Origin of the sequence: Actinoplanes aureus (genome assembly GCF_015704865.1) — a bacterium.
Taxonomy (GTDB): Bacteria; Actinomycetota; Actinomycetes; order Mycobacteriales; family Micromonosporaceae; genus Actinoplanes; species Actinoplanes aureus.
The window spans coordinates 408,713-424,160 of the sequence record NZ_JADQTO010000005.1 but is presented as its reverse complement, the minus strand read 5'-3'; the positions used below and the strand labels follow the sequence as shown (position 1 = coordinate 424,160).

14 protein-coding genes and 5 tRNA genes are annotated in these 15,448 nt (G+C 71.4%); 3 read left to right on the top strand and 16 right to left on the bottom strand.

Translation table 11 applies throughout. The annotated features are described in order from the left end of the window. Positions 1-10 precede the first annotated feature (10 nt). Positions 11-352, bottom strand: coding sequence for an STAS domain-containing protein (locus I4J89_RS13475; RefSeq protein WP_196414242.1), 342 nt, complete (start codon positions 350-352; stop codon positions 11-13). Between the two features lie 127 nt (positions 353-479). Here I4J89_RS13475 and I4J89_RS13470 point away from each other — a divergent pair, with 127 nt between their 5' ends. After that, positions 480-1,682: an RtcB family protein gene (locus I4J89_RS13470; RefSeq protein WP_309238300.1), complete on the top strand. Its 1,203-nt coding sequence runs from the start codon at positions 480-482 to the stop codon at positions 1,680-1,682. A 40-nt stretch (positions 1,683-1,722) separates the two neighbouring features. Here I4J89_RS13470 and I4J89_RS13465 read toward each other — a convergent pair. The 14 genes from I4J89_RS13465 to I4J89_RS13400 all read right to left on the bottom strand — a co-directional run bounded on the left by I4J89_RS13465 (position 1,723) and on the right by I4J89_RS13400 (position 11,516). Beyond that, positions 1,723-1,806: transfer RNA gene (locus I4J89_RS13465), tRNA-Tyr, on the bottom strand. Position 1,807: 1 nt separating this feature from the next. Next, a tRNA-Met gene (locus tag I4J89_RS13460) sits at positions 1,808-1,886 on the bottom strand. 2 nt (positions 1,887-1,888) lie between these two features. Next, a tRNA-Ser gene (locus I4J89_RS13455) sits at positions 1,889-1,976 on the bottom strand. Positions 1,977-1,982: 6 nt separating this feature from the next. After that, positions 1,983-2,056: transfer RNA gene (locus I4J89_RS13450), tRNA-Pro, on the bottom strand. A gap of 4 nt (positions 2,057-2,060) precedes the next feature. Continuing rightward, positions 2,061-2,135, bottom strand: a tRNA-Glu gene (locus I4J89_RS13445). A 283-nt stretch (positions 2,136-2,418) separates the two neighbouring features. Then, positions 2,419-3,942 carry a flotillin family protein gene (locus tag I4J89_RS13440; RefSeq protein WP_196414241.1) on the bottom strand — a complete coding sequence of 508 codons (1,524 nt, stop codon included), beginning with the start codon at positions 3,940-3,942 and terminating at the stop codon, positions 2,419-2,421. Next, positions 3,943-4,506 (bottom strand): NfeD C-terminal domain-containing protein, encoded by a 564-nt coding sequence (locus tag I4J89_RS13435; protein ID WP_196414240.1) that lies wholly within the window; start codon positions 4,504-4,506, stop codon positions 3,943-3,945. A 114-nt stretch (positions 4,507-4,620) separates the two neighbouring features. Then, a complete protein-coding gene (locus tag I4J89_RS13430) occupies positions 4,621-5,280 on the bottom strand; it encodes a hypothetical protein (RefSeq protein WP_196414239.1) in 660 nt (219 codons plus the stop codon). 147 nt (positions 5,281-5,427) lie between these two features. Continuing rightward, a complete protein-coding gene (locus I4J89_RS13425) occupies positions 5,428-5,823 on the bottom strand; it encodes a PDGLE domain-containing protein (protein WP_196414238.1) in 396 nt (131 codons plus the stop codon). Next, positions 5,820-6,512 carry an energy-coupling factor ABC transporter permease gene (locus tag I4J89_RS13420; RefSeq protein ID WP_196414237.1) on the bottom strand — a complete coding sequence of 231 codons (693 nt, stop codon included), beginning with the start codon at positions 6,510-6,512 and terminating at the stop codon, positions 5,820-5,822. The genes I4J89_RS13425 and I4J89_RS13420 overlap by 4 nt, the downstream gene beginning before the upstream one ends. 74 nt (positions 6,513-6,586) lie before the next feature. Then, positions 6,587-7,759: a molybdopterin molybdotransferase MoeA gene (locus tag I4J89_RS13415; RefSeq protein WP_309238299.1), complete on the bottom strand. Its 1,173-nt coding sequence runs from the start codon at positions 7,757-7,759 to the stop codon at positions 6,587-6,589. Between the two features lie 128 nt (positions 7,760-7,887). Continuing rightward, positions 7,888-8,481: a hypothetical protein gene (locus I4J89_RS13410; protein WP_196414236.1), complete on the bottom strand. Its 594-nt coding sequence runs from the start codon at positions 8,479-8,481 to the stop codon at positions 7,888-7,890. Positions 8,482-8,562: 81 nt separating this feature from the next. After that, a complete protein-coding gene (locus tag I4J89_RS13405) occupies positions 8,563-10,341 on the bottom strand; it encodes a DUF4012 domain-containing protein (protein ID WP_196414235.1) in 1,779 nt (592 codons plus the stop codon). Further along, positions 10,338-11,516 carry a glycosyltransferase family 4 protein gene (locus I4J89_RS13400; protein ID WP_230858844.1) on the bottom strand — a complete coding sequence of 393 codons (1,179 nt, stop codon included), beginning with the start codon at positions 11,514-11,516 and terminating at the stop codon, positions 10,338-10,340. The genes I4J89_RS13405 and I4J89_RS13400 overlap by 4 nt, the downstream gene beginning before the upstream one ends. A 194-nt stretch (positions 11,517-11,710) precedes the next feature. Here I4J89_RS13400 and I4J89_RS51470 point away from each other — a divergent pair, with 194 nt between their 5' ends. Together I4J89_RS51470 and I4J89_RS13390 are read left to right on the top strand one after the other, a co-directional pair. Then, positions 11,711-12,832 (top strand): glycosyltransferase family 4 protein, encoded by a 1,122-nt coding sequence (locus tag I4J89_RS51470; RefSeq protein WP_196414233.1) that lies wholly within the window; start codon positions 11,711-11,713, stop codon positions 12,830-12,832. 5 nt (positions 12,833-12,837) lie between these two features. Next, on the top strand, positions 12,838-14,250 hold the full coding sequence (locus tag I4J89_RS13390) for a hypothetical protein (RefSeq protein WP_196414232.1): 1,413 nt from the start codon (positions 12,838-12,840) through the stop codon (positions 14,248-14,250). Here the strand turns inward: I4J89_RS13390 and I4J89_RS13385 are convergent. After that, on the bottom strand, positions 14,172-15,437 hold the full coding sequence (locus I4J89_RS13385) for a lipopolysaccharide biosynthesis protein (protein WP_196414231.1): 1,266 nt from the start codon (positions 15,435-15,437) through the stop codon (positions 14,172-14,174). The two genes, I4J89_RS13390 and I4J89_RS13385, sit on opposite strands and share 79 nt — an antisense overlap. Positions 15,438-15,448: the final 11 nt, after the last annotated feature.

Here is a 15,448-nt window from a genome sequence, read left to right as displayed (position 1 = left end):
GGACCGGCGGTTACGAGGTCCGGGCGGCCGCCTCCCCGGGTTCCTCGACGACGAACTGCTGGTAGAGGTTCGTCACCTCGAGCACCATGCGCACCATCGGCCCGGGAGCGCGCAGCCGCAACGTGGCGCCCTGGGCCTCCGCGGCCCGGCGGGCGGCCACCAGCATGCCCAGGCCGGACGAGTCCAGGAAGGTCACCGCGCTCATGTCGACCTCCACGTGCGCGCAGTCCCGGCGGTCCAGGACCTGTTGCAGCACCTGGCGGAGCACGGCCGCGTTGTTGATGTCCAGGTCGCCTTCCGGGAAGACCACCAGGCTGTCGCCGGTGCGCTCGATGGTGCAGTCGAACGACATGGACCCACTTCCCTCCGGACGGATGCTCTTGATCAGCGCGCCGGACGCGTACCCATCGACGGGCTTTGTGAAACCGGCTTTCGTTGCCGCCCGGCAAAGATTTTTGGCGCCCGCCGCAGGGCGCCCGGTGGAAGGATCGGGCGAGATCGCCTCCGGCGGAGGGAACGAGGAGATGCAGCGGGTCAACGACCGCCTGATGAACTGGGCCAGCCTGATCGAGGAGGACACCCTGCGGCAGGCCGAGAAGGCGTCGCGGCTGCCGTTCATCCATCCGCACATCGCCCTGATGCCGGACGCGCACCTGGGCAAGGGCGCGACGGTCGGTTCGGTCATCCCGACGCTCGGCGCGCTCATTCCCGCCGCGGTCGGTGTCGACATCGGCTGCGGGATGGCCGCCGTCCGTACCCGGTACCACCGCGACGATCTCCGCTCCGACCTGGGCCCGTTACGGCTCGCGATCGAACGGGCCGTGCCGCTGTCGGCCGGCGTCTACAACACCCGGCTCACCGATTCGGCCCGCGAGCGGGTGGACCAGCTGGCCGGGGCCGCCGGTTTCGACCCCGGCCGGTACGCGAAGAACTGGCAGCTCCAGCTCGGCACGCTGGGCTCGGGCAACCATTTCATCGAGGTGTGCCACGACGAGAACGGTGCCGTCTGGCTCTTCCTGCACTCCGGCTCCCGGGGCGTCGGCAACAAGATCGCCAGCCACCACATCCGGGTCGCGCAGGAGATCATGACGCAACGCCGGATCACCCTGCCGGACCGCGACCTGGCGTACCTGACCGAGGGCACCGAGGAGTTCGCGGCGTACCTGCACGAGCTGCGCTGGGCGCAGAGTTTCGCCCTCGCCAACCGCGACGAGATGATGGACCGGGTCGTCGCCTGCTTCGCCGCCTTTGTCGGCGGCCCGGTCGAGGAGCTCGAACGGGTGCAGTGCCACCACAACTACACCGAGCAGGAGACCCACTTCGGCAAGCAGGTGTGGCTCTCCCGCAAGGGCGCGATCAACGCCGCCGCCGGTGTGCCCGGGTTGATCCCCGGCTCGATGGGTGACGCTTCCTACGTGGTGACCGGCAGGGGCAACGAACAGGCTTTGAACTCGTCCCCGCACGGCGCCGGCCGGTCGTACTCGCGGTCGAAGGCCCGCAAGACCTTCACCCGGCAGCAGCTGCGCGAGGCGATGAAAGGCATCGAGTTCCGCGACACCGACGCGTTCCTCGACGAGATCCCGCAGGCTTACAAGCCGATCGACGTGGTCATGCGCGACGCCGCCGACCTGGTCGAGATCCGCCACACCCTCCGCCAGCTGGTCAACGTCAAAGGCGATTGATACATCCGGCCGATGATCGGATGAGCGGCGGTGCGATCCGTGCGAGTGGAGGGATTCGAACCCCCTGAGCAAATCTGCGACCGCGTTACAGCCGGCCCCGACTCTCCCGCGTCGGCGCACTCGCTTGGTGGCGGAGGCCGGATTCGAACCGGCGATTTCGGGCTTATGAGGCCCGCGAGGACGACCGAACTCCTCTACTCCGCTAGCGGATGGGGTCGGGATCGAACCGACACGGGATTGCTCCCCAACGGTTTTCGAGACCGCGGCCGTCGCCTGCCCTCGGCTGGCCCATCCGTGAAGTCGGGTATGCAGGATTCGAACCTGCGCCCTCTCGGTCCCAAGCCGAGCGCGCTACCAAGCTGCGCCAATACCCGTACGTAGGCCAGGCGGGAATCGAACCCGCGATCTTCGCTGTGAGAGAGCGACGAGCACTCCGGACTGCTCTGCTGGCCCATGGCTGTGCACTGTGGAGTTTTATTCAGGCGGATACGAAAAAGCCGCCCGGTTCCGATTTCGGAAAGGGCGGCGCGAATGTCGCTAGCCGGCTGCTAGCAGCGCCACCGATCGGGGTAACGGCCGTTCTCAGAAACCGCATACGGCGACATGACCGGCACCTCCTTGATCGCTTGCTGAGTGGTGTCTAAGAAAATATGCGCCCCGCGAGGGCGCCGCAACGCAATTTATCCGGCCGGCAGCACGGCCGGCTCACGGTGAGGCGAGCCGGCCGCGAGAAGAGCTACTCCCGCTCGGCCTCGAGGGTGCGGCCGTTGGCGTCGCCGGTGCCGGTGCCGCGCAGCCCGGCGGAACCGAGCTTGGCCAGCAGGTTGGTCAGGTCGACGCCGGTCAGGTCGGTGCCCAGCTGGAGGCCCTGTGCGACGTTGCTGGCGACCGACTTGGTCAGCGAGGAAGCGCCGTCCGTCGAGATCACGGTCATCTTGTCGATCGCGCTCATCGGAGCACTCGCCGCCTCGACGACCTGCGGCAGCACCTTCACCAGCAGGTCCAGGACGGCCGCTTCGCCGTACGCCGCGAATGCTTCGGCCTTGCGCGCCATCGCCTCGGCCTCCGCCTGCCCACGCGCGAGGATCGCCGCGGCCTCGGCCGCGCCCTCACGCTCGATCGCGTCCGCGATCGCGGTACGCCGGCGCTGCTCCGCCTCACCCTCCTTGGCACCCTCGATGGCGTGCGCCTCGGCCAGCGCGGCCCGCCGGGCCCGCTCGCCCTCACCGGTGAGGCGGGCCTGCTCGGCCTGCGCCTGCGCGGCCGCGATGGTGGCCTGCCGCTGCGCGTCGGCACCGATGACCGACGCGTTACGGGCCGCCTCGGCCTCCTGCTCGACCTTGTAGCGCGCGGCGTCGGCCGGCTTGCGCACCTCGGTGTCGAGCTGACGCTGCTTGAGCTCGGCGTTCTGCTCGGCCACCTTCTGCTGCTCGGCGAGGATCGCCTGGTCCCGCTCGGCCTGGGCGAGCGGGCCGGCGGCCGCCGACTTGGCCTTGGCCGCGTCGATCTCGGCCGCGATGGCGGCCTGCTTGAGGTTCAGGTTCCGGTTCGCCTCGGCGATCGCCTCCTCGGCGAGCAGTCGCTCCTGCTCGGCGGCCTGCCGGGCGCGGGCCTCGGCGATGGCGGCGTCCTTGAGCACGCGAGCGGCCTCGGGACGGCCCAGGTCCTGCAGGTACGAACCCTCGGCCAGGATGTCCTGGAGCTGGAACGTGTCGAGCACCAGACCCTGGTTGGTCATCGAGTGCTCGGCCTCCTCGGCGACCGCGCTGGCGAACGCCGCCCGGTCCCGGATGATCTCCTCGACGGTGAGCCGGCCGACGATCGAGCGCAGCGCGCCGGCGAGCACCTCACGGGTGAAGTCCTCGATCTCGGCCTGCTGGTGCAGGAACCGCTGCGCGGCGGCCCGGATCGCGTCCTCGGTGCCGCCGACCTTGACGATGGCGACACCGTGCAGCTCGGCCCGGATGCCCTGCTTGGACACGGCGCCCTTGATGCTGACGTCGATGCGCCGGCTGGACAGGTCGAGGGACTGCAGGCGCTGCACGACCGGCATGACGAACACCGAGGCGCCCATCACGACCTTCTGCCCGGACAGGTCGGTGCTGCTGGTGCCGTCCGCCGACTGGGTCACCCGGCCCTTGCGGCCGGTGATGATGAAGGCCTCGTTCGGCCCGGCCACCTTGATCCGGGAGAGCACGAAGAGCACGAGGAGGATGACCAGCAGCAGCGCGCCGCCGATCGCGTACAGCAGTGGTGACATTTATGCCCTTCCGGGGGTTGGCGTCGCCTCGACGACGACGGACGTGTCAGTGGGTGCTTCCACCACGAAGATCTGGGTGCCGGCCGGCAGCGCGTGGTCGGCGCGGGCGTTGAGTTTGACCGGCTGGCCGCCGAGCCGGACCCGTACCTCGCCGTAGCCGCCGCCGTCGGGCACCGGGGTGACCACCACGCCGAGCGTGCCGATCAGGTGCTGCCGGGTGGGGGTGGCGTCGGTCGGCATGTCGCGGGCCGCGCGGGACAACCGCAGCGCGAGCCAGGCGGCCACCACGGCGGCCACGGCGGCGACGGCCGTCGAGACGGCGATGAGACCGGGGGTACGCGCATCGAGCACTTCCGCGGTGATCGCGCCGCCGAAGCCCAGCGCGCCGAGGAAACCGGCGACCGCCTCGAGGGACACCAGCCCGTCCGCGCCGATACCCCCGATGTGTGCGATCTCGCCGCCGAGCAGCGCGAACGCGAGCAACGCGAGCCCCACTCCGCCGATCACCAGGAACACCACGGTCGCCGCCGTCACCCGCGTACCCTCCCCGTTGTCGCCGATCATCGATCGGCCGGCTCAGGGTAGGTCAGGGCCGCTAGCGGCACCAGGACCGGGTGACCGGCGCTTGCGGACTATTCGGGCACTATCCGCGGCCGGTGCGTCGGAATGTCGACAAGATCATCGATTCGGCTGGGTGAGGTGCAGCAACGCGACGGTACGCAGCGCCCGCCGGACCGTACGGTCGAAGGCCGCCGGATCGAGGAACAGCCCGCCCTGCGGTTCGATCGTGAACAGTTCACCACCGCGTACGGTCCACGGCGCGATCAGGCCGTCCAGGAAGGCCTGGCGCACCTCCGGATCGGTCTGCCGGGGCCAGTCGCCGACGAACCGGTACGGCAGCCGCAGCCCCATCTCCGGCACCGGCCTCGGCAGCCCGACCACGACGAAGACACCCCGGCCGGCACGGGCCAGGACCAGCCCGGCGAGCGCGCCACCCGTCCAGTGGATCTCCCCGGTGGTGACCGGCAGGCCGTCCACCTCCCGGGTCCAGGCGCGCGTCACCCGGATGTCGCCACGCAGCCGCAGCTCCTGCCAGGGCCACGGCCGGCTGCTCTCGCCGGCGGCGGTCCACCCGGCGTCCCCCGCCCAGGCCACCGCCCGCCTCCGGAGCAACGCGCGGCGGGTGAGCAGAGCCAGGCCGATCAGGAGCACGACGGAGGCGGCCGCCAGCAGGGCCCATCCGGGGTACCAGTTCGCCGCGGCACGCCACGCGAAGATCACCACCGAGGCGACGACGAGGCCGGCCCCCACGGTGCGGGGCGCGCGTTTGATGGGCATCGCCGATCAGCGTAGAGATCACCGGCTATCCCCGGGAACGGCAAGGGCGCCCCGGCTGCTGGATCATCGCGAGCCGGAACGCCCTGCACCGGAACGACGGGTCACGGCCAAGCAACACCCGCTCCTAATGCCATGATGCTGCGGTTGCTAGCTTTTGGCAACAAGGGTGAGCCTGATCAGGCCGCTGCCGAGGACGAAGGTGGCGAGCACGCCGATCACGCCGGACAGCCCGGTGGCGCCGAACGCGTAGTCGGCGAACGGGCTGCCGGCCAGCTCGTGACCGGTCTCCCCCTGCGCCATGCACGTTCCGGCGATGATCTCGCCACCGACGTCGAAAACGCACCCCACCCGGGCGGCGTGGTCCAGCCCGTCCGGGCTCTCCGACGCGAAGTTGCTGACCACCCCGGCCAGCACCAGCGCCACCAGCAGGCCGGCGACGAGGAACCAGCCGAGCCGGCGCCTGCGGCGGACGCTGTCGCGGTCAGCGGCGCCCACACCGTCGAGGATGTCCAGGCCGGCGTCCCGGTCGTCGTCCCGGTTCATGCCGATGCTCCGACCGGGACCGTGCGAGCCGAGCGGCGCAGCGCGTAGACCAGGTCGGGCCGGACCCGGGCCACCGTCACCACGGTGACCGCGGCGATCAGTCCCTCGCCGACACCGATCAGCAGATGGGCACCCGCCAGCAGACCCGCCACCTCGGCGATCGGCAGCTCGGTGGTGCCGCCCAGGGCGTACTGGAGGACGAAGCCCTGAGCCGCGGCGACCACGCTGACGATGGAAGCGACCAGGGCGGTCAGGCCGAGCCCGGCCGTCGTCCGCGGCAGCACCCGCAACAGGCCGGCGGCCAGCAGATATCCCACCCCGGTGCCGATGATCGCCATGTTGACGACGTTCAGGCCGATGGCCGTCAGCCCGCCGTCGGCAAAGAGCAGCGCCTGCACGATCAGCACGGTCGCCACGCACAGCGCGCCCAGCCAGGGACCGACCAGCAATGCCGCGAGAGCGCCGCCGAGCAGGTGGCCGGAGACACCGGCGGCCACCGGGAAGTTCAGCATCTGCGCGGCGAAGATGAACGCCGCCGCCAGACCCGCCATCGGTGCCAGCCGGTCGTCGAGGTCCGCGCGGGCCCGCCATACGCAGAACGCCAGCGCGGCTACCGCGACGACCAGGAACAGGGCGGAGATCGGCGCGTTCACGATCCCGTTGGCGATGTGCATCGCCTGTGTGTCCATGGCATCTCTCCCAGACGTGCCGGGCAGGCGCCCGGGCTCGCCTGTCATTCGTGGCCGGCCGGGCCCCGGATGCCTCAGGGAAGCGCCAGGATCACCGCCGGTTCGCGGTCGGCCCAGCCGGTGGGCAGCACGGCGAGGGCGTCCGCGGAGGCGGCGGCCCGCAGGCCGGCCGCGCCGCCGGCGGCGGCGATCCGGGCCGGGCCACCTTCGAAGAGCACGGGTACGACACGTACGCCCTGCCTCACCTCGGCCACTCCGCTGACCGGCATGCGCGCCAGCGGTGCCGCAGGCCGGCCGGCGAGGGCGGTCAGCAACGGTTCGAGCAGGGTCAGCGCCGCGACCAGACCGGCGTACGGGTTACCGGGCAGGCTGACCACCCACCGCCCGTCCGGCAGGCGGGCCAGCGCCTGCGGGTGTCCCGGCCGGCAGGCGACGCCGCGCACGTGCCAGGTGGCCCGCCGGGCGTCGAGCTCGGCGTGCAGGTGGTCGGCGGCGCCGGCCGAGGACGAGCCGCTGACCACCACCACGTCGGTGCCGGCGACGTCGAGCGCGTCCCGCAGCAGCGCCGGGTCGTCCCGCAGATGGCGGCTCGACCGCATCTCGCCACCCGCCCGGACCGTGACCGCGGTGACCAGCCCGGTGAAGGAGTCCCGTACCTGACCCGGCCCCGGCGTCCCCGAAATGATCACCTCATCCCCGGTCACCAGCAACGACACGGCCGGCCGCCGGTGTGCCCGCAGTTGCTCCACCCCGGCCTGAACAGCAGCGGCCGCGAGCGTCGCGGTCACCACCCGCCCGGCCGGGGCCACCGTGTCGCCCGCCCGGCCGTCGTCGCCCACCCGGCGGATGTGGTCCCGCGGGCCGCGCGTGCCGGTGACCGTCACACCGTCGCGCCGGCAGTCCTCGTAGGGCAGAACCGCCTCGGCCCCGACCGGAACCGGCGCCCCGGTGGCGATCTCCACCGCCATGCCGGAAGTCAGCGACCCGTCGCCGGCCCGGGCGCCGGCGAGGACGCGGCCGACGACGGTCCACGGACCCGCGCCGGTCACGGCGTAGCCGTCCATCGCCGCGCAGTCGAAGGCGGGCACCGGTACCGCGGCGAGCACCGCCTCGGCCAGGACCCGTCCGGTCGCCGCGGCCACCGCGGCCGGCTCGGAGGGCAGCGGGCCGGCGGTGTCGCGGGCCACCGCGTACGCCTGGTCCCAGGCCATGCCGGTGGGATGCGCGCGAAGCGTGAAGGACTGCACCTGACCAGTAGACGCCACCGCGGTGTCGCGGTGGCGACCGGAACCTCACCGGACCGGTCCGGGCGTTGTGACACGGAACGGCCGGCCCTCGCGACGAGGGCCGGCCGTTCCAGGTGCTGTCGGCGGTGTCACCCGTCGGTGCGACGCCGGATCCGGAAGAGCCACATCAGCGCGGTACCGAGCAGCACGGCACCGACACCGCTGGACACGATGATCAGCAGCGGTTCACCGGACGGACCGGTCGTCGGCAGGGCGGCCTCGTCGCTCTCCGCGCCCTCGTCGCCCGAGTCGTCGTCGCCACCGCCCGAACCGCCTTCGCTGACCACCTCGACCACGGTGGTGACCGTGACACCCGAGGTGAGGCCGGTCGCCACTAGCGTCGCGTTGCCGACCTCGGTCAGGGGCACCTGGACGCTGAAGCGGCCGTTCTCGTCCGCGGTGGTGGTGATGGTGACGCGCTGCGGAAGCGCCGCCGCGGCGAGCACGAACCCGTCGGACCGCGGCGCCCGCTCGAACGACGCGGCGCTGTTGTCCGAGCCCTCGTAGCCGATCTCGATCGAGATCCGCTCGAAGGGCAGGAAGCCCTCACCCGAGAACGTCACGGTCCCGCCCGGCTCGACGGTGCCGTCGGAGACACCGGAGTCCGGCGGGCTGACCGGGTACGGCTCGGCGTACGCGGCAGCCGGCGCCGCGAACACCATGGCGCCGACGAGGACCAACACCCTCAACATTCGACGGAAGTACATAGAACCCTCGCAACCATGGCATAGGCACATGAAAGTTATTTTTAGGCTGAGGCGAATCTATCGGGTGTTCCGACATCCGTCCCCGGAATGGATCATTCGGTCCCAGGAAACCAGGCCGGGGGTGGTCCACAGCCGGGGCGTGACCGTCGTGCCGTACCCGCCGGCGGGCACTCCGGTCAGCATCGTGACGTCGAGCGTCCGGCGGGTACCGGGCCGGACGTCCACGGTGATGATGCCGACGGCGCGCCGGCGGTCCCGGCCGGAGCCGAACGAGCGCTTCTCGCCGTCCAGGCGCATCCCGGCGATCGCTCCCCCGGTCGGGCTGTAGACCGACACGTTGGTCCGGACCGTGTACGGATCACCCGCCAGACCGAGCCCGAGCACGTACGCCGGCAGTCCCGACTTCGGCGCGGTCGAGCCCAGCACCACCCGCAGCGTGATCTCACGGCGGCCGTCTCCGCGGCACACCGGCGTGACGGCGACCTCGGCGTCGTGGGTCAGGTAGTAGCCGAGCTTGGCGCCACTGCCGTCGTTCAGGAACACCCCCACCGTGGGTTCGGTGCCGTCGCCGGCGGGCAGCACCCCGGCGAGCACGGTGTTCGCCAGCAGCCGGTTCTCCTCGGCGCGGGTGCTCCACACCAGCAGCCGCCGCTCGCCGGCGGCCCGGGCCAGCGCGTCCAGCAGATCGCGCGGATCGAGCGGGCGGGCCAGCAGCGCGCGGAAGGTGGCCCGGGCCGCGGCGGCGAAGTACGCGTCCTGCCGCGCCGAGGAGATGTCGTCGCGGTAGAGCCGGGACAGCAGGACCGGCACGGCGTTCCTCGCGGTCAGCGGCGCGCCGCCGCGCACCGGCACCGGCCCCAGGACGGTCAGCAGATAGGAGAGCGCCACCGGGTCGGTGGAGAGCACCCCGTCGACGGTCACACCGGTGCGGCGCCGGTACATCTCCCGGGCGATCTCACCGGTGGTCGGGAAGTGCGGGGTGAGGTTGACGTTGGCCGGGTAGGTGGCCAGCTTGTCGGTGTAGAGGTGCCGGTCGGCGGGCGTGAGGTCGACGACCGGCCGCTGGAACGGCGCGAGGCCGGTGGCCGTACCCTGATCCGCTATTTTGATCTTGCCCTGGTCGGCCTCGACCACCACGTAGGCGCCCGGCATGCCGCCGGTGGCCCGGACCTCGGCGAGATTCTGGAACAGCACGAGATAGGTACGCCGGCCGTCCGCCCCGAGCATCGGCGGCAGCAGCGTGGCGCTCTTCGCCGCCATGGTCACCGTCCGGGCGGTGTCCCCCAGCTCGGTCCCGAGCCGGACGACGGCCGCCCGAACCGGCGCGGCGAGACCGTCGACGGCGATCGCCTCGACCGTGCCGCGGGCCTTCCGCATGGCCGCGTCAGCCGCGGCGAGTTGCGGAGCGGCGCGTTGCAGCGGCGTCAGGTCGATCCGGCCGTCGCGGGGAAGCAGGGATCCGGCCCGTAACAGGCCGGCGGTGGCGACAAGCTGCGGCAGGCCGTCGCGGGCGAGATCGTCCAGAGTGGTCGCGATCGTCCGGACGGCGGCCAGGTCGTCGCCGGCCGCCGGCAGGTGGGCGCCGGCCCACCAGGTCGGATCCTCGACGTCGGCCCGGGCCGCCCGGGTCTCGCCCTGCAACCGGGTGAGGGTCCGCGCCGCGGCCGGATCGACCGCCCGCAGCTGGCGTCCCAGCTCTCGCACCAGAACCGCCGCCTCCTGAAGGTGGTCGTGCGAGCTGAACACGCGCGTCCCGGCCCAGACGGTGCCGGCGGACCCGGCCATCAGGACGGCGAGCGCACCGAGGAGAACCCGGCGCGCCGTCCGGCACCTCAACGGACACCTTCGGTAGTGCGTACCGATCCGGTCAGTACCCGCTCGAACTCCTGGAACAGCAGGTCACGGTCGAATCGATCGCGGGCGAGCGCGGCCGCCGCAGTCCGCGCGGTGCTCGTCGCCCCGGGGTCACGCACGAAGGCGGCCACCGCGGCGGCCGCGGCGGCCGGATCGTCCGGTGGCAGCACCAGACCGGCACCGCTCGCGGTGATCAGGTCGGCGATCCAGCCGCCGTGGTTGACCGCGACCGGCCGCCCGGCGGCGAAGGCGTCGATGAGCTTGTTCGAGGAGTCGGGGCTCAGCCCGGGAACGTCGATGGTCAGGGCGGTGGCCAGGTCACAGGCGGCGACGAAGGCCACCACGTCGGTCTTGGGGACCGGCCCGAGCAGGAACAGGTTCCGGTCCAGCACGCCCAGCTCGGCGGCCAGGCGGCGGACCTGCTCCCGCATCCGGCCCTCGCCGAGGATCGCGATCCGCACGTCGGGGTCGATGCCGGCGAGCGGGACGGCCATCCGCGCGAGGTAGTCCACGCCGTTGGCCACCCCGAGAGTTCCGGCGTACAGGATCAGCGGACGGTCCTGGAGCCACGGCGTGGCCCGGCGCAGCGCCGCTGCCGCCTGCTTGGCGTCGGCGCCGCCGAACAACGCCCGGTCGGAACCGTTCGGAACAACGGTGACCGGCACGCCGGGGAACCGGCGCCGGATGCTGGCGGCCATGCCCACGGAGAGCGCGATGACGTGCGCCGATCGGCGGTAGGCCCACGCCTCGAGCCGCCGGGCGGCCCAGCGGGTGACCGGCGAGCGCAGCGCGCCCATCGCGATCGGCACCTCCGGCCACAGGTCCCGGACCTCGAACACCATCGGCACCCGCCGGCGCAGCGCCGCGAAGACGCCGGGGATCGCGACCGTCAAGGGCGTACTGGTCGCGAAGACGAGATCATGCCGCAGGCGTCCGGCGACCGCCGTCGATCGGCAGACGAAGCTGAGGAACGCCCAGATCCGGCGGCTGTAGGACATCGAGTTGGCGTACGGCACCGGGAGCCAGTGCACCACGATGCCGGACTCCGTGCTGATTCGCGCTCGGCCTCCGTTCGTCTCGCCGGTGATCACGTGCACCTCATGGCCGCGCTCCACGAGCCGCCGGGCGAACTCGTAGGAGCGCGTGCCACCGGCCATGTCGGGCGTTTTGAAATACTGATGTATGTAAGTAATACGCACTAGGCCCCCCAGATGCGCACTTTAAGTATCCGCCCTCGGGGCGTAGGTGCGAATCAGGCACAGATCACTTCTATCGGTCTTTCTCCGTGCATTGCCCCCCTAAGCCCGTGTAATCGACCTACCATCTGATACCGGGCAAGGGGGTGTAACCTGTGCAGGACAACGCACCACGGGTGGTTCACGTCTCCACGGTGCATCCGTGGACCGACAACCGGGTCTTCCGGCGTGAGTGCCGCACGCTGGCCCGGAGCGGGTACGACGTCACTCTCATCGCGGTCGCCGACGAGGCACAGCACTGCGACGGCGTACGCGTCATCCCCGCGGCGCAGGCGCGCACCCGGCTCGGCCGCATGGTGGGCGGGGTGATCCACGCGTTCGGCCTGGCGTGGAACCTGAAGGCCGACATCTACCATCTCCACGACCCGGAACTGATCCTCCTCACCCCCTTTCTGCGACTGCGCGGCAGCAAGGTCGTGTACGACGCACACGAGGACCTGCCCGAGCAGGTGCTCGGCAAGGACTATCTGCCCGCCGTCAGCCGCCGGGCCGTCGCCCTGGCCTGCCGCGGGCTCTGCCGGTTCGTGGGGCGCGCCAGCAACCACGTGGTCACGGCCACGCCCACCATCGCCGCGCGGTTCGCGCCACGGCCGGCCACCGTCGTGCACAACTACCCCGAGCTGCTGCCGCACGTCGACGGGCTGGTCCCGTACGAGGCGCGCGAGGACGTGGTGGTCTACACCGGCGCTCTCGGGGTGCTGCGCGGCGCGGCGCAGATGGTCGACGCCATGGCCGCGGCGCGGCTCGACGGGTGGCGGCTGCGGCTGGTCGGGCCCTTCCGGCCGGCCACACTGACCGATGAGCTGGCCACCAGGCCCGGCTGGTCATGGGTGCACCGGATGGGCACGGTGTCCCCGTTGGAGGCCCGGCGGCTGACGTCCACCGCGAAAATCGGACTGCTGGTGCTCCAGCCGTCGACGGCGTACCGCGACTCGATGCCCACCAAGCTCTTCGAGTACATGGCGGCCGGGATTCCGGTCATCGCCTCGGACTTCCCGCTGTGGCGTTCGATCGTCGAAGAGCTCGGCTGCGGGCTTCTCGTCGACCCGACGAAGCCGGAGGCGATCGCGACGGCGCTGCGGGAACTCGCCGAGGATCCGGCGCGGGCGCAGGCGATGGGTGAACGCGGCCGGCAGGCCGTCCTGCACCGGCTGAACTGGAGCACCGAGGAACGCGCGCTGCTCCACCTCTACGACCGGCTGCGGGGTGCCGCCTGATCCGCATGTCCTCGATCGCCGGAGACCTGAGATCCGCGCTGCGTGCGGACCTTCGCCAGGTAGCCGTCGTGGTGCCCGCCGCGCTCGGCTACGCCGTCATCCTGCACTGGGTCTACGCCGTCAAGGTCGCGCCGACCTTCGCCTACCTCGGTTACAGCTACCGGACGCCGGACGCGCACTTCTACACGCTCGCTCTCCTGCTCTTCGTCACGGTGGCGGTGGCACTGCCGCCGCGCATCAGACGCCCGTCCGACTTCGTACTGTGGCTGTTGTTCATCCTGGCCGCCGGCCCCTCCATCCTGGTGCCCCAGTACGCGGGCGTCATCAGCCCCGGCATGGGAACGGCCGCCTCACTCGGGTTCGGTGCCGGTTTTCTCACCACGACCATCCTGACCCGGCGCCTGCGACTGCATGTCATGCCGCACGGCCGCTCCAGCGGGACCACCCTGTGGGTCCTCATCGGCACGGTCTCCGTGGCGTTCTACGTCTTCCTGGCCATCACCGTAGGACTGCATGTGCGGCTGGTCGGCCTGCTGAGCGTCTACGACCTGCGCTCCGAGTACCGCGCCGACATCGCCAGTGTCGGCCGCGTCCTGAGCTACGTCCTGGTCTGGCAGGGAAACGTCCTGAACCCGGTCATGGTCGTGTGGGGCCTGTTCCAGCGCAAGGTGCTCCCGGTGGTCCTCGGCGGGCTGGGGCAGCTGATCATTTTCTCGGCCGCCGGCCACAAGACCATCATGCTGTCGATGGTGGCGCTCATCGCGGTCGGATGGTGGCTCACGTGGCGGCCTCACCTCCCGGGAACCGCCATCCTCTGGGGTGCCTCGCTCCTCTCCGTCGCCTGGGTGGTCGTCGATCAGTTCGCCGGGTCGGTGACCTGGACGTCCATCTTCGTACGCCGGCTCCTGCTCACCTCCGGCATGCTGACCTCGACGTACGTGACGTTCTTCAACGACCATCCGAAGCTCTACCTCAGTCAGTCGTTCACCGCGAGCTGGCTGGACTACCCGTACGCGCTGCCGTACACCCGGGTGGTGGGCGAGTACGTCACCGGATCCTCCGAGGTCTCCATGAACGCCCACATCCTGGCGGACGGGTTCGCCAACGCGGGATGGCCGGGTGTGGCCGCGGCAAGCGTCCTCCTCGCGCTGGTCCTCGCCCTGGTGGACGACGCGTCGCGCGACCTGCCGATCGCGGTTCCGGCGACGATCCTGCTGTTGCCGACCATCGCTCTCGCCAACGGCGGTCTGCTCACCGTCCTGCTGTCCCACGGCCTCGGACTCGCCGTCGTCGTGCTGGCGATCCTGCCGCGCACCGGGTGGAGCCGGTGCCCCACCTGTCAACCGCGGCAGCGGACCGGCGTCTCCGGAGCCGAGGCGCACGCCGCGTCATGCCGGGCGGCCGCCCGCGCGCAGTAGAGATACAGCCATCCGTAGGCCACCACATGGCTGCCCGAGAGCAGCAGCAGCGCGACGATGATCGGTACGCCCGTCGCCGCGCACGCCAGTACACCGCCCAGAGTCAGCACCGAGCGCGCGACGTCCCAGCGCAACTGCTGGCCCTGCCGCTCCAGCACGTTCAGCGTCTGTGAAACGGGATTGACCACGAACTGCGCCAGACAACCCAGTGCCAGCACGCGGGCGTACTCTCCGGACGGGGTCCAGGCGGAGCCGAAGACCGCGCCGAACAACGGCGGGCCGAAGAGCAGCAGGACGCCGGCCGGTACGACACCGACCAGCAGCAGCCGGCCCGCGGTGCGAGTCAGGGTCCGGTGCAGACTCGTCGTGCCGGCCCGGACGAGCGCGCTGGCCTCACCCAGATAGTGGGTGGCCACCGCCTGGCCGATCAGCGCGACCGGCATCGCCAGCACGCGGACGGTCAGCCCGGCCAGTCCGATGGCGACCTGCCCGTACGCCGCCGCCAGGATCAGCAACGGCCCGTGCAGGCCGACGCTGTTGAACAGCGCCGACCAGGTCGACATCAGGGGAAAGCGGCGATATCTGCGGACGATCTCGGCCATCTGACGCCCGGTGACCTTCGGCTGACGCAGCAGTCCATGCCGCGAGGCGAGGCCACCGCACCCGGCCAGCCGGCCGGCCGCGACACCGATCAGCAGGCCCAGCGGCCGCAGGCCCAGCACTCCCGTCACGGTCTGCGCCAGTGTCTGGCCGAACCCCTGAGCCGCGTTGCGGACGCCCAGCGCGGAGTACCGGCGCTCCCGCACCATCCAGGCCGAGAGGACCTGGCTGACCCCGATCGCCAGCACCGTCACCGGTAGCAGCCACCAGAGCCGGTGGAGGGCCTCGGCGTTCAACGCCCGGCTGACCGGGCCCCCGGACAGGCCGGCCACGACGGCCAGGGCGACGGACAGGCCGCCGACCGCGCAGAGTGCCGCCCACGCCACAGCCGCGGCGTCGGCGTCCTGGCGGGGCAGCGGAATCGCCGCTTCCAGACGGAGGGTCGATACCGCGGCCAGGATTCCAGCGAGCGCGGTGAACACCGTGAGAGCCCCGAAGTCGGACGGGTCGTACAGACGGGTGAGTATCGGCGACGACGCCAGTACCAGGCCGTGGCCCGCGGCGGCACCGAGAAGGATGCTCGTCACGCCACGCCCTG

What these genes read in the sequence shown, in the direction of transcription:
- I4J89_RS13475 (WP_196414242.1), bottom strand. Translation starts at nt 352, where the DNA reads ATGTCGTTCGACTGCACCATCGAGCGCACCGGCGACAGCCTGGTGGTC.
- I4J89_RS13440 (WP_196414241.1), bottom strand. Translation starts at nt 3,942, where the DNA reads ATGTCACCACTGCTGTACGCGATCGGCGGCGCGCTGCTGCTGGTCATC.
- I4J89_RS13435 (WP_196414240.1), bottom strand. Translation starts at nt 4,506, where the DNA reads ATGATCGGCGACAACGGGGAGGGTACGCGGGTGACGGCGGCGACCGTG.
- I4J89_RS13430 (WP_196414239.1), bottom strand. Translation starts at nt 5,280, where the DNA reads ATGCCCATCAAACGCGCGCCCCGCACCGTGGGGGCCGGCCTCGTCGTC.
- I4J89_RS13425 (WP_196414238.1), bottom strand. Translation starts at nt 5,823, where the DNA reads ATGAACCGGGACGACGACCGGGACGCCGGCCTGGACATCCTCGACGGT.
- I4J89_RS13420 (WP_196414237.1), bottom strand. Translation starts at nt 6,512, where the DNA reads ATGGACACACAGGCGATGCACATCGCCAACGGGATCGTGAACGCGCCG.
- I4J89_RS13400 (WP_230858844.1), bottom strand. Translation starts at nt 11,516, where the DNA reads ATGGCCGGTGGCACGCGCTCCTACGAGTTCGCCCGGCGGCTCGTGGAG.
- I4J89_RS13390 (WP_196414232.1), top strand. Translation starts at nt 12,838, where the DNA reads ATGTCCTCGATCGCCGGAGACCTGAGATCCGCGCTGCGTGCGGACCTT.